Below are 12,061 nucleotides of genomic sequence, written 5' to 3'. Positions count from 1 at the left end.
TTTCAGCGCACATGATTCAAGGGGCACCGCACACTCAATGTGGGGGCGAGCTTGCTCGCGATGACGGCCTGGCAGACAACACAAGACCCGACTCGTACAATGCCCGGCAGCCCCGCAGGAGACATTCATGACGCGCACCGCCACCCCTCGCAAACCTCGCGCCCGCAGCCAGGCCCGGATCGACTCGATCCTCGATGCCGCCCGTACGCTGCTTGCCGCCGAAGGCGTGGCCAGCCTGTCGATCTACAGCGTCGCCGAACGCGCGGGGATCCCGCCCTCCTCCGTCTACCACTTCTTTGCCAGCGTCCCGGTACTGCTCGAAGCCCTGACCGCCGACGTTCACGCCGCCTTTCGCGCCTGCCTGCAAGCACCTATCGACCATGGCGCGCTGAACCATTGGCACGACCTGTCGCGGCTGGTGGAACAACGGATGCTGGTGATCTACAGCGAGGACGCCGCCGCTCGGCAACTGATCCTGGCCCAGCATGGCCTCACCGAAGTCACCCAGGCTGACCGCCAGCACGACCTGGAACTGGGCGCGTTGATGCACACCGTGTTCGCCCGGCATTTCGAGCTGCCGACGCTCCCCTCCGACGTCGACGTATTCGCCCTGGCCATGGAACTGGGCGACCGCGTCTACGCCCGCTCGGTCCAGCAACACGGCCAGATCACTCCGCGAATGGCTGAAGAAGGGATGCGTGTGTTTGACGCGTACCTGGGGCTGTATCTGCCACCGTATCTGCCCAAGCGCCCTGATTGATCGTGCCCACGCTCCGCGTGGGAACGATAAGCCCCGAAGGGCTCACGCCGTCCGGGGCCCGGGGTAAAACACGGCTCACAACTTGGCGATCGACACCTCGGTGGATTTGACGAAGGCAATCACTTCGCTGCCGATCGCCAACTCCAACTCCTTGACCGAACGCGTGGTGATGACCGACGTGACGATGCCCGAAGCGGTCTGCACGTCGATTTCCGACAGCACGTCGCCCTCGACGATTTCCTTGATGGTGCCTTTGAACTGGTTGCGTACGTTGATGGCTTTGATGGTCATGGTGTCGATTCCTGTCTGGATGAAGTTATTGCGCCCAACGCAACTGCGTGGGCAAGGGTGAAACGGGTTCGGGTTCCGGCGGTTGGCCGGGCAAGGACAGCACACGGTTGAGGACTTCGGTTTCCAGGCTCGCCAGGCGATGCGAGCCGCGAGCACGGGGGCGTGGCAGGTCGATGGCCAAGTCGAGACCGATCTGGCCGTCCTCGATCAGGATGACCCGATCGGCAATCGCCACTGCTTCGCTGACGTCATGGGTCACCAGCAGCACGGTAAAGCCGTGTTGCTGCCACAGACGCTCGATCAGTTGCTGCATTTCTATCCGGGTCAAGGCATCAAGCGCGCCCAAGGGCTCGTCCAGCAACAACAGGCGCGGTTGATGGATCAGCGCGCGAGCCAACGCCACCCGTTGCTTCTGGCCGCCGGACAACGCCGCCGGCCATTCATGGGCACGATCCGCCAGGCCCACGGCATCGAGCGCCTGCAAGGCTTGTGGCCGCCAGTTGCCCTTCAGGCCAAGGCCGACGTTGTCGATGATCTTCTTCCAAGGCAGCAGACGCGCTTCCTGAAACATCAGCCGAGTGTCTTCTCGCGCGGCGCTCAGCGCTGCCGAGCCGGCCAGCAACTGGCCGCCCGAGGGCTGATCCAACCCGGCCAACAAACGCAGCAAGGTGCTTTTACCGCAGCCACTGCGCCCCACTACCGCGACGAACTGCCCAGCCGGGATATGCAGGTCGATGTCATGCAATACCTGTCGCGAGCCAAACGTCTTTTGCAGATTGCGCACCGCCAGCGGAATGCCTCGCAGCAGGCGCGGTGGTTGTTGGGCGGTCATGCGACACCTCCCTTGTTCACTTGGTAGGCCGGATGCCAACGCAGCCAGACCCGTTCAAGGCCACGGGCGGCGAGGTCAGCCAGCTTGCCAAGCACGGCGTACAGAAGAATCGCCAGCACCACCACATCGGTTTGCAAGAATTCCCGGGCATTCATCGCCAGGTAACCGATGCCGGAACTGGCCGAGATGGTTTCCGCCACGATCAGCGTCAACCACATAAAGCCCAGGGCAAAACGCACACCCACGAGGATCGAAGGCAAGGCACCCGGCAGGATCACCTGGCGAAACAGGCTGAAACCGGACAAGCCGTAGCTGCGGGACATTTCCACCAGCGCCGGGTCGACGTTACGGATCCCGTGGTAAGTGTTGAGGTAGATGGGAAACAGCGTGCCCAGCGTCACCAGGAAAATCTTCGCCGACTCGTCGATGCCGAACCACAGGATCACCAGCGGAATCAATGCCAGGTGCGGCACGTTCCGCACCATCTGCACAGAGCTGTCCAGCAGCCGCTCGCCCCACTTCGACAGGCCGGTGATAAAGCCCAGCGCGAGGCCCATGCCGCCGCCGATCAGGAAGCCGACCGCCGCGCGCCAACCGCTGATCGCCAGGTGAGTCCAGATCTCGCCGCTGCGCACCAGGCTCACGCCAGCCTCGATCACTGCCACTGGCGCCGGCAGGATCCGCGTGGAGAGCCAGCCGGCCGATACCGACAATTGCCACACCGCCAATAACAGCAGCGGCACCGCCCACGGCGCCAGGTTGTGGATAACTTTCTTCATGGCCACCTCAACTCTGGGACGCGGCTTTGGGCAGAATGTCGTTGGCGACCATCTCACCGAACGGGCTCACGTAGCCCTGGCTTTTCGGCAATTGCGGGCGTTCCACGTCCAGGTGCGGAAACAGCAGCTCCGCCACCCGATACGACTCTTCCAGGTGTGGATAACCCGAGAAGATGAACGTGTCGATGCCCAAGTCGGCGTACTCCTTCACCCGCGCGGCCACGGTCGGGCCATCGCCCACCAGCGCCGTCCCGGCACCGCCGCGAACCAGGCCGACACCGGCCCACAGATTGGGGCTCACCTCCAGTTTGTCGCGGCGACCGCCGTGCAGCGCGGCCATCCGCTGCTGACCCACCGAGTCGAAGCGCGCGAGGGAGGCCTGGGCGCGAGCGATGGTTTCGTCGTCCAAATGGGAGATCAAGCGGTCGGCCGCTTGCCAGGCCTCGGCGTTGGTTTCCCGTACGATTACATGCAGGCGAATGCCGAAGCGCACGGTGCGTCCTTGCTTTGCGGCCTTGGCCCGCACCTGTTGGATTTTTTCGGCGACGGCTGCGGGCGGTTCGCCCCAGGTCAGCACCATTTCCACCTGCTCGGCGGCCAGGTCCTGGGCAGCTTCCGACGAGCCACCGAAGTACAGCGGCGGGCGCGGTTGCTGGATCGGCGGATAGAGCAGCTTGGCGCCCTTCACGCTGATGTGTTCGCCGTCGTAATCCACGGTCTCGCCTTCCAGCACCCGGCGCCAGATCCGGGTGAATTCCACCGAGGCCTGGTAGCGCTGTTCGTGATCGAGGAACAGCCCGTCGCCGGCCAGCTCGTCCGGGTCGCCGCCAGTGACCAGGTTGAACAGCGCGCGTCCTCCCGAGAGTCGATCCAACGTCGCGGCCTGACGCGCCGCCACCGTCGGGGAAATGATCCCGGGCCGCAGGGCTACCAGGAATTTCAAGCGCTGGGTCACCGGAATCAGGGAAGCGGCCACCAGCCAGGAGTCTTCGCAGGAACGCCCGGTAGGAATCAGCACGCCGCCGAAACCCAGTCGATCGGCCGCCTGGGCAATTTGTTGCAAGTAACCATGATCGACGGCGCGGGCGCCTTCAGCGGTGCCAAGGTAATGGCCGTCGCCGTGGGTGGGCAGGAACCAGAAAATATTAAGGCTCATGGAGTGGTCTCCTAAGGGATCGAATTACTGCGCGTTCGCAACGGCCGCCGGCGGCGTCCAGATCACGTCCTTGATGCTCAAGGGCTTGGGAATCAATTTGAGCTGGTAGAAGCTGTCGGCGATTTTCTGCTGCGCCGCGACGACTTCCGGCGTCAGGAACAACGCCCCGTAGCCTTGCCGCTTGACCGAGGTAAGCGTGATATCGGCAGGCAAGCCGAGCAGCGGCGAGACCTGCCGCGTCACGTCTTCAGGATTGGCCCTGGACCACTCCCCTACCGCCCGCACCTCTTCCACCAGAGCCGTAATCACCTGGGGATTTTTCTGCGCATAGGGTTTGGTGGCGAGGTAGAACTGGTGGTTGTCGACGATGCCTTTGCCGTCACGCAGGGTGCGCGCCTGCAATTGCTGCTCAGCGGCGGCCTGGTACGGATCCCAGATCACCCAGGCGTCCACGCTGCCTCGTTCGAACGCCGCGCGGGCATCGGCCGGTGGCAGGAAAACCGTCTGGACGTCGGTGTATTGCAGGCCCGCATCTTCCAGCGCCCGTACCAGCAGGTAATGGACGTTGGAGCCTTTGTTCAGCGCGATTTTCTTGCCCTTGAGATCCTGCACCGATTGGATCGGCGAGCCCTTGGGCACCAGGATCGCTTCACTGTTGGGCGCCGGCGGTTCATAGGCCACATAGAGCAGGTCCGCACCGGCTGCCTGGGCAAACACCGGCGGGGTTTCGCCGGTCACGCCAAAATCGATGGAGCCGACGTTCAAGCCTTCAAGCAGTTGCGGGCCGCCAGGAAACTCGGTCCATTGCACGTCCACGCCTTGGGCGGCGAGGCGTTTTTCCAGGGTGCCCTTGGCCTTGAGCAGCACCAGGGTGCCGTACTTTTGATAACCGATCCGCAAGGTTTCGGCTTGAGCCTGGGTGATGACGCCGAAGGACACAGCCGCAGCAAACAGAGCGACCAGCCCGCGACGCAAAATGACAGTGCGCATGGCGCCTCTCCTTTTTGCTATGGGGTTTTGGCTGCACCTGCTGGGCCGTTGGCGGCTGAGTAAGGTGGAGTTGAATCAGGGATGTAGCGCGTCAAATGCTCCAGCGAGCACTCAACAGACGTTCGTTCAGTACGCTGGGGTCCAACGGTTTGGGCCGACGGGCCATGGCGCTGTAGAACTGCTCCAGCGCTTCATCCAGGCGCTGTTGCAAGGCAGGCGTCAACCGCGCTTGAGCGCTGCCTTCGCCGTAGGCTATCTGGTTGTCTTCAGCGAAGATCCCATGGAGCATCTCCTGGGCCTTGAGGGCCGACAGCACCGGCTTGAGGGCGTAATCCACCGCCAGCATGTGGGCGATGCTGCCACCTGTCGCCATGGGCAACACCACCTTGTGGGCTAGAGCCCGTTCCGGCAGCAGATCAAGGACGGTCTTCAACGCACCGGAAAAAGACGCCTTGTATACCGGCGTGGCGATCAACAGGCCATCGGCGTTTTCGATCTGTGCCAGCAGGTCTACCACCTTGGGACTGTCGAAGCGGGCATGGAGCAGATCCTCGGCCGGGAAGTCCCGTACCTGATAACTCACCACTTCCACACCTTGATGTTGCAACCAACGTTGCGAGCGCTCCAACAGCACACCTGAACGTGAGCGCTGGCTGGGACTGCCGCCGAGCGAGACAACCAACATGCCAACCATTCCTTAAGAGTCGTGCGCGATTCGCGGTGGGCGATCTCGCTGTATGGATCAAACCATAACAGCGCTTTGATATATCTTTAAATCATATTTATTCATTTAGTTATTCTTTACAGAGATATAAGTTTTGCTTTTCTCGGCACAATAAAAAAGGCCGTCGAAACGGCCAAAATCCTTTGGTACAAATCCATTCCTGTGGGAGCGAGCCTGCTCGCGAAGGCGGCGTACCAGTCAATATAAATGCATCCGACAGACCGCTTTCGCGAGCAGGCTCGCTCCCACAGGTTCTGCGTCAACGATTAGGTTGAGGCGTGAGGCGCAGATAGGGCTTCACGGCACGGTAGCCCTTGGGGAAGCGCTGCTTGAGTTCTTCTTCATCCTTGAGCGACGGCACGATCACCACTTCGTCACCGTCCTGCCAGTTGGCGGGCGTGGCGACTTTGTAGTTGTCGGTCAGTTGCAGGGAATCGATGACCCGGAGGATTTCATTGAAGTTGCGTCCGGTGCTGGCCGGGTAGGTGATGGTCAGGCGAATTTTTTTGTTCGGGTCGATCACGAACAATGAGCGCACGGTCAAGGTGTCGCTGGCGTTGGGATGGATCAGGTCGTACAGGTCGGACACCTTGCGGTCGGCATCGGCCAGGATCGGGAAATTGACCACGGCGTTCTGGGTTTCGTTGATGTCGTCGATCCACTTGTGGTGCGAGTCCACCGGGTCCACCGACAGGGCGATGGCCTTGACGCCGCGTTTGGCGAACTCGTCCTTGAGCTTGGCAGTGAGACCCAACTCGGTGGTGCACACCGGGGTGAAGTCCGCCGGATGGGAGAACAACACGCCCCAGCTGTCGCCGAGCCATTCGTGGAAGCGAATCTTGCCGGCGCTGGAATCCTGTTCGAAATCGGGGGCGATGTCGCCGAGTCTGAGGCTCATGATGCGGCTCCTGAATGTTTTTGGAGCCCAACTGTGCACCGGTTTTCGTTGCTTTAAAAAGAATGAATACCCATTTATCTAGATCATTAAGAAATATAAAAAACTGTTTACTGGTGCCGCAGCGCATAGCGGCCCAAGATCATTCCCGAGGTTTCGAGAAGGCCTCGAGTTGCTGAAAAGAGGAGAAGGTTCGGGAAAGGCTACAGGGGTGGGCCGGACCCGAAACGCAAAAGCCCCGCCGGGCGTGATGCCGGGCGGGGCTTTTTTGTTTTGTAGGTACATTTCGGAAATTGTTGACGCGATCTCCGGACGAGCGGCTAGGATAGGCAGCATGAACGCTCATGCCTTGTTGACTCACTTGCAAAATCATCTGCCTGACCTGTTGGCTGTTTACCTGTTCGGCAGCCACGCCCAGGAGACCGCCGGGCCTGACAGTGATGTGGATTTGGCTGTGCTGTTGTCAGGCAAGGTCGACCCAGTGTCGTTGTGGCAACTTTCAGGCGATTTGGCGGACATCGCTGGCAGCCCGGTGGATCTGATTGATCTACGGGCGGCCTCCACCGTCATGCAGCACCAGATCGTGACCCGAGGCCGAAGACTCTGGGCCAAGGACGTACAGGCGGGGTTGTTCGAATGCTTCATTCTCAGCGAGAAGACTGCTCTCGATGAGGCTCGAGCGCGATTGCTCAAGGATATCCAGGAAGAAGGCAGGGTGTATGGTCGATGATGTACTGATCAATAAAGCAGCAAGCATCGAGCGTTGCGTTGCCAGGGTGCGGGAGGAATACGAGAAGGACCCCGCTACCTTTGCTACGGATTTCACTCGCCAGGACTCGGCCGTCCTGAACATTCAGCGTGCCTGTGAAGCCGCGCTGGACATGGGACAGCATCTGATTCGGCGTGAACGATTGGGGGTCCCGCAAAGCGCCCGCGATACGTTCGAGTTGCTTTTTCAAGGCGGTTGGGTCGAAGAAGGTCTGGTGAAAAACCTGAAGAACATGGTGGGGTTCAGGAATATCGCCGTGCATGACTACCAAGCCCTGCAATTGCCGATCATGGTCGCGATCATTACCGGCCATCTGGATGATTTCCTGGCGTTCAGCGCATTCATCCTGCGTAAGGACGCGATGGAACCCAGGGGATAAGGCGATAGCCGGCTCGTTGAGCCAAAAACGCAAAAGCCCCGCCGGGCGCGATGCCGGGCGGGGCTTTTTACTTCGCTACGTCTTACATGAAGCTGTAAGTGTAGTTGAAGATCACGCGGGTCTGATCCTGGTCGTCGCCCACACCGCTGCTGCGGTAGCTACCGTGACGCACGGTGGTGCCGAAGCCTTTCAAGGCGCCTTGCTGGATCACGTAATCCACACGCATGTCGCGTTCCCACTCGGAGTAATCGCTTCCTCCTGCGGTGCGGGACTTGACGTCGTCACCGCGCAGGTAGGCAACCGAGGCTTTCAGGCCTGGAACACCCATGGAAGCGAAGTCGTAGGAGTACTGGCCGAAGGTGGTGTTCTCACCGGCACGGACAAAACCGTTGATCATGCTGTCGGTGAACAGGTAGAAGCTCGCACCACCCGCACCTTCTGGACGGTTGTTGCCGTCAACCACGTTGCCCTGGTTCAGGTAGACAAAGCCACCGTCATCGCCGACTTGTTGATGACCCAACAGGAAGGCACTGCCGCCCAAGGTGTAGGTGAACATGGCGCTCCAGGTCTTGTTATCGACCTCGCCCGGATTCTTCTCATAACCACCGTTGTTGCTGAAGCGATAGCCCGCATCACCATTACGGCCATCCGAACTGCTGTCGAAGTAACGCAGATCGGTCTTGAAGGATTGACCTTCGCTGATCGGGAAAACATGGACCGCGCCCAGGAAGTGTTGCTTGTAGTAATCCTGCAGGTTCGCGTAGTAGTACTGCAGCGTCAGGTCTTTGGTGACCTTCCAATCAGCACCCGCGTAACGGAACTGGTTACTGTCCTGGGTACCGCCCGCCACGGCCAGGCCAGTGCTGTTGCTCGATGCACGGCCAGTGGCCTGCTCCAGCTGACCAGCGTTGAGCGTGACGTTGTCGATTTCCTTGGAGGTGATCGTGCCACCCTCGAAGGTCTGCGGCAGCAGGCGGCTGTCGTTGGCCACCAGGATCGGCAGGCTAGGCGCCAAGGCACCGCCCAGGTGAGCTTCGGTCTTGGAGAAAAGAGCCTTTACGTTACCGGACAAACGGCTCCACTCGTGGACCGCCGCACCGTCGGTATCGGCTGGCATATAGGAACCGTTGTTACGACCCCTGCCGCCATCGAGACGGATACCCACCAGAGCCTGGGCGTCGATACCGAAGCCAACGACACCTTGCGTGAAGCCAGACTTGTAGTCGAACTTAAGGCCAGTGCCCGTTTCGCGCAGGTCTTCACTGCCCGTCTCGTGGTTGTCGTTGTTGAAGTACAGCGTGCGGGAACTGACGGACGCCTTGCTGTCTTCGATAAAACCGGCGGCGCCTGCCTGCTGCGCCAATACCCCAAAGGCCACTGCCATGGCCAAGGTAGACTTCTTCATGCTTCGCTCCTCTCGTTTTCTAATTCTTGTGTGTCTTTGGTTCCGAATCGAACGCCCGGAATCCGCGGATGCGCGATTAGCGCCAGACCGTGACTGGCAAGTCAACCGTAACCCTTTCGGCCTACGACCATGGTCTAACCCCGCGACACCGGCCCGGAGAATAAAGGATTATTTATAAATCCAAAAAGAATTGTTTCGGCAGTTTTCAGCGTTTTTTGACATATAAGTGCCATCACTGCGTCATCAAGCCGTGAAACGTCTTATCGGCGGCGCAAAGGATTACTGAATGGTGTTTTGTCGCCAGCTTTGGAGACCCGCAAAAGTCTGGCGCAGAGATGTGTTTGCGCGCCTCCTGCGCCTTCGATCCAGTCAACAACCGCTCGCGTATGCCGCGATCTTGACGGGATCCAGACTAGCTGCTCATTGTCTGAAATCAAGAAGACCGCGGTAACGCCAGTTTTCCGAATGGCTGCCTACAGGGTTTTTTCGAAGATTTTCGAATTGCGCTGGTAGTTGTAAAGCGATGCCCGGGCCGCAGGCAGGCGCTCGACGCTGCTGGGTTCGAAGCCCCGCTCACGAAACCAATGGGCCGTGCGCGTCGTCAATACGAACAACGTCTTGAGCCCCTGGGCACGGGCCCGGGTTTCGATCCGTTCCAGCAACTCATCGCCCCGGCCACCGTGGCGATACTCCGGATTCACCGCCAGGCAGGCCAGCTCACCGGCATCCGAATCGGCGATCTGGTAGAGCGCCGCGCAAGCGATGATCATTCCTTCGCGCTCTACCACGCTGAACTGTTCGATCTCACGCTCCAACACCTCACGGGAACGGCGCACCAGGATGCCCTGTTCTTCCAGAGGACTGATGAGGTCGAGCAATCCGCCGACGTCTTCGATGGCTGCTTCGCGCACCACCTCGAACTGCTCCTGGGCCACCAGTGTGCCGCTGCCATCGCGAGTGAACAATTCTGCCAGCAGCGCGCCGTTTTCGGCATAGCTGACGATATGGCTGCGGGCAACACCGCCGCGGCAGGCCTGGGCCGCCGCATCCAGCAGTTCGGCTTGGTAGTCGCTGCCCAAGCGCTGCATATGGGCCGGGACCTGTTGCGGGCGCAGCTCACGGACCAGTCGGCCATCTTCGCCAATCAGGCCTTGCTCGGCGCCGAACAGCAGCAGCTTGTCCGCCGCCAGGTCGATGGCGGCCCGAGTGGCGACGTCTTCGCAGGCGAGGTTGAAGATCTCCCCGGTGGGCGAATAGCCCAACGGCGACAGCAGCACGATGGAACGCTCGTCCAGCAGGCGATTGATGCCCTTGCGATCGACCCGGCGCACTTCGCCGGTGTGGTGATAATCCACACCCTCGAGCACGCCGATCGGCCGGGCGGTGACCAGGTTCCCACTGGCGACCCGCAACCGCGAACCCTGCATCGGCGATGACGCCATGTCCATGGACAGGCGTGCCTCGATGGCGATGCGCAACTGGCCGACCGCGTCGATCACGCATTCCAGCGTCGCGGCATCGGTGATGCGCATGCCGTGATGGTAATGGGGCGTCAGGCCCCGTGCGGCCAGGCGGGTTTCAATCTGCGGGCGAGAACCATGGACCAGCACCAGGCGCACGCCGAGGCTGTGCAGCAGCACCAGGTCATGGACGATGTTGCCGAAGTTGGGGTGCTCGACCCCGTCGCCAGGCAGCATGACGATGAAGGTGCAATCGCGGTGGGCATTGATGTAAGGCGAAGCGTGACGAAGCCAATTGACGTATTCGGGCATGAACCTGGACCTGTAATAAATAACAGCCGAAAAAAGACGAAACAGAACGCACAGCGGGCTGGTGGTTATCGTCGGAACAGGCTTGGCGACACGCGCGCTCTCCTCATGTAATGGATACGGGCCCGCACGCGGGCAATTTAATCGGCCGTGGTCGGCGTCAGGCAGTAATGACCGATCAACTGACGGAGCAATTGCACGGTAGGTTGCAAACGTGACATTTCAAGGTACTCGCCCGGCTGATGAGCGCAGGCGATATCGCCAGGGCCCAACACCAGGGTTTCGCAGCCAAGGCGCTGAAGATAAGGCGCTTCGGTGCCGAACGCCACTGCTTCGGCGCGATAACCGGTCAGCCGCTCGGCTACGCGCACCAATCCGCAGTCTTCGGGCTGTTCGAACGGAGGGACTTCAGGGAACAACGGAGCGTAGTCGATCTTGACCTTATGCCGCTCGGCGATGGGGTCGAGCTTCTGCCGGATCGCCGCCCGCAGCACTTCAGGGTCCATGCCCGGAAGGGGGCGCAAGTCGAACTCCATGGAACATTGCCCACAAATTCGATTGGGATTGTCACCGCCGTGGATGCAGCCGAAGTTCAGCGTCGGTTGCGGCACGGTGAATTGTGGATTACGGAATTCACGCTGCCATTGCAGGCGCAAACCGCGCAGTTCGCCCATGGTGTCGTGCATGGCCTCGAGGGCGCTGTGGCCCAGGCTCGGGTCGGAGGAATGGCCGCTGCGCCCGAGGATGTCGATGCGCTCCATCATCACGCCCTTGTGCAGGCGAATCGGTCGCAAGCCGGTGGGCTCGCCGATCACCGCAGCGCGGCCCAACGGACGACCGGCATCCGCCAGGGCCCGGGCGCCGGCCATGGAGCTCTCTTCATCGCAGGTGGCGAGGATCAGCAACGGTTGCTTGAACGGTTGGTCCAGCAGCGGCCTGACCGCCTCGATGGCCAGGGCGAAGAAGCCTTTCATGTCGCAACTGCCCAGGCCCACCCAACGCCCATCGACTTCGGTGAGCTTCAGCGGATCGGTCTGCCATAACGCGCCGTCGAACGGCACCGTGTCACTGTGGCCGGCCAGTACCAGCCCGCCAGGGCCCGTGCCGAAACTGGCCAAAAGGTTGAACTTGCCGGGGCTGACCTGTTGGATGTCGCAGCGAAACCCAAGCTCGGAGAGCCAGCCCGCCAGCAGTTCGATGACGGTGCCGTTGGACTGATCCAGCGCGGGCTGGGTGCAGCTGACCGACGGTGCAGCGATCAGGGCAGCGAATTGGTCTTTCATGGACGGCAAAGGCATCGCTGGCTCCGGAC

13 protein-coding genes are annotated in these 12,061 nt (G+C 60.9%); 3 read left to right on the top strand and 10 right to left on the bottom strand.

What is annotated here, in order from left to right; all coding sequences use genetic code 11:
• Positions 1–127 precede the first annotated feature (127 nt).
• Entirely contained in the window at positions 128–760 is a 633-nt protein-coding gene (locus M1D68_RS01295; protein WP_457969034.1) for a TetR/AcrR family transcriptional regulator, read from the top strand.
• Between the two features lie 75 nt (positions 761–835).
• Here the strand turns inward: M1D68_RS01295 and M1D68_RS01290 are convergent, their stop codons facing one another.
• From M1D68_RS01290 to M1D68_RS01260, 7 genes are all read right to left on the bottom strand, one after another.
• Positions 836–1,051 carry a TOBE domain-containing protein gene (locus tag M1D68_RS01290; protein WP_003177394.1) on the bottom strand — a complete coding sequence of 72 codons (216 nt, stop codon included), beginning with the start codon at positions 1,049–1,051 and terminating at the stop codon, positions 836–838.
• A gap of 25 nt (positions 1,052–1,076) precedes the next feature.
• On the bottom strand, positions 1,077–1,883 hold the full coding sequence (ssuB, locus tag M1D68_RS01285; protein ID WP_457969032.1) for an aliphatic sulfonates ABC transporter ATP-binding protein: 807 nt from the start codon (positions 1,881–1,883) through the stop codon (positions 1,077–1,079).
• A complete protein-coding gene (gene ssuC / locus M1D68_RS01280) occupies positions 1,880–2,662 on the bottom strand; it encodes an aliphatic sulfonate ABC transporter permease SsuC (protein WP_457969031.1) in 783 nt (260 codons plus the stop codon). The genes ssuB and ssuC overlap by 4 nt, the downstream gene beginning before the upstream one ends.
• A gap of 7 nt (positions 2,663–2,669) precedes the next feature.
• Positions 2,670–3,818 carry an FMNH2-dependent alkanesulfonate monooxygenase gene (ssuD, locus tag M1D68_RS01275; protein WP_420765085.1) on the bottom strand — a complete coding sequence of 383 codons (1,149 nt, stop codon included), beginning with the start codon at positions 3,816–3,818 and terminating at the stop codon, positions 2,670–2,672.
• A gap of 24 nt (positions 3,819–3,842) precedes the next feature.
• Positions 3,843–4,808 carry a sulfonate ABC transporter substrate-binding protein gene (locus tag M1D68_RS01270; RefSeq protein WP_434561729.1) on the bottom strand — a complete coding sequence of 322 codons (966 nt, stop codon included), beginning with the start codon at positions 4,806–4,808 and terminating at the stop codon, positions 3,843–3,845.
• 91 nt (positions 4,809–4,899) lie between these two features.
• A complete protein-coding gene (ssuE, locus tag M1D68_RS01265) occupies positions 4,900–5,493 on the bottom strand; it encodes an NADPH-dependent FMN reductase (protein ID WP_434561727.1) in 594 nt (197 codons plus the stop codon).
• A 298-nt stretch (positions 5,494–5,791) separates the two neighbouring features.
• Positions 5,792–6,430 (bottom strand): peroxiredoxin, encoded by a 639-nt coding sequence (locus M1D68_RS01260; protein WP_304551669.1) that lies wholly within the window; start codon positions 6,428–6,430, stop codon positions 5,792–5,794.
• A 331-nt stretch (positions 6,431–6,761) separates the two neighbouring features.
• Between M1D68_RS01260 and mntA the strand changes: the two genes are divergently transcribed.
• Positions 6,762–7,157 carry a type VII toxin-antitoxin system MntA family adenylyltransferase antitoxin gene (gene mntA, locus M1D68_RS01255; RefSeq protein ID WP_434608969.1) on the top strand — a complete coding sequence of 132 codons (396 nt, stop codon included), beginning with the start codon at positions 6,762–6,764 and terminating at the stop codon, positions 7,155–7,157.
• A complete protein-coding gene (gene hepT / locus M1D68_RS01250; RefSeq protein WP_420765089.1) occupies positions 7,147–7,575 on the top strand; it encodes a type VII toxin-antitoxin system HepT family RNase toxin in 429 nt (142 codons plus the stop codon). The genes mntA and hepT overlap by 11 nt, the downstream gene beginning before the upstream one ends.
• Before the next feature lie 82 nt (positions 7,576–7,657).
• Here hepT and M1D68_RS01245 read toward each other — a convergent pair whose 3' ends face one another.
• The 3 genes from M1D68_RS01245 to argE all read right to left on the bottom strand — a co-directional run bounded on the left by M1D68_RS01245 (position 7,658) and on the right by argE (position 12,047).
• Positions 7,658–8,980, bottom strand: coding sequence for an OprD family porin (locus M1D68_RS01245; protein ID WP_457969028.1), 1,323 nt, complete (start codon positions 8,978–8,980; stop codon positions 7,658–7,660).
• A gap of 473 nt (positions 8,981–9,453) precedes the next feature.
• Entirely contained in the window at positions 9,454–10,752 is a 1,299-nt protein-coding gene (gene argA / locus M1D68_RS01240; protein ID WP_420765091.1) for an amino-acid N-acetyltransferase, read from the bottom strand.
• A gap of 137 nt (positions 10,753–10,889) precedes the next feature.
• Entirely contained in the window at positions 10,890–12,047 is a 1,158-nt protein-coding gene (gene argE, locus M1D68_RS01235; protein ID WP_457969025.1) for an acetylornithine deacetylase, read from the bottom strand.
• Positions 12,048–12,061: the final 14 nt, after the last annotated feature.

It is taken from the genome of Pseudomonas sp. R4-84, assembly GCF_054130985.1.
Note: the sequence above shows the minus strand (reverse complement) of the source record. Positions and strands in the feature narration are given on the sequence as shown.

Bases quoted from the DNA above. Each gene is read 5' to 3' on its own strand.
- M1D68_RS01295 (WP_457969034.1), top strand. From the start codon at position 128: ATGACGCGCACCGCCACCCCTCGCAAACCTCGCGCCCGCAGCCAGGCC.
- M1D68_RS01290 (WP_003177394.1), bottom strand. From the start codon at position 1,051: ATGACCATCAAAGCCATCAACGTACGCAACCAGTTCAAAGGCACCATC.
- ssuB (WP_457969032.1), bottom strand. From the start codon at position 1,883: ATGACCGCCCAACAACCACCGCGCCTGCTGCGAGGCATTCCGCTGGCG.
- ssuC (WP_457969031.1), bottom strand. From the start codon at position 2,662: ATGAAGAAAGTTATCCACAACCTGGCGCCGTGGGCGGTGCCGCTGCTG.
- ssuD (WP_420765085.1), bottom strand. From the start codon at position 3,818: ATGAGCCTTAATATTTTCTGGTTCCTGCCCACCCACGGCGACGGCCAT.
- M1D68_RS01270 (WP_434561729.1), bottom strand. From the start codon at position 4,808: ATGCGCACTGTCATTTTGCGTCGCGGGCTGGTCGCTCTGTTTGCTGCG.
- ssuE (WP_434561727.1), bottom strand. From the start codon at position 5,493: ATGTTGGTTGTCTCGCTCGGCGGCAGTCCCAGCCAGCGCTCACGTTCA.
- M1D68_RS01260 (WP_304551669.1), bottom strand. From the start codon at position 6,430: ATGAGCCTCAGACTCGGCGACATCGCCCCCGATTTCGAACAGGATTCC.
- mntA (WP_434608969.1), top strand. From the start codon at position 6,762: ATGAACGCTCATGCCTTGTTGACTCACTTGCAAAATCATCTGCCTGAC.
- hepT (WP_420765089.1), top strand. From the start codon at position 7,147: ATGGTCGATGATGTACTGATCAATAAAGCAGCAAGCATCGAGCGTTGC.
- M1D68_RS01245 (WP_457969028.1), bottom strand. From the start codon at position 8,980: ATGAAGAAGTCTACCTTGGCCATGGCAGTGGCCTTTGGGGTATTGGCG.
- argA (WP_420765091.1), bottom strand. From the start codon at position 10,752: ATGCCCGAATACGTCAATTGGCTTCGTCACGCTTCGCCTTACATCAAT.
- argE (WP_457969025.1), bottom strand. From the start codon at position 12,047: ATGCCTTTGCCGTCCATGAAAGACCAATTCGCTGCCCTGATCGCTGCA.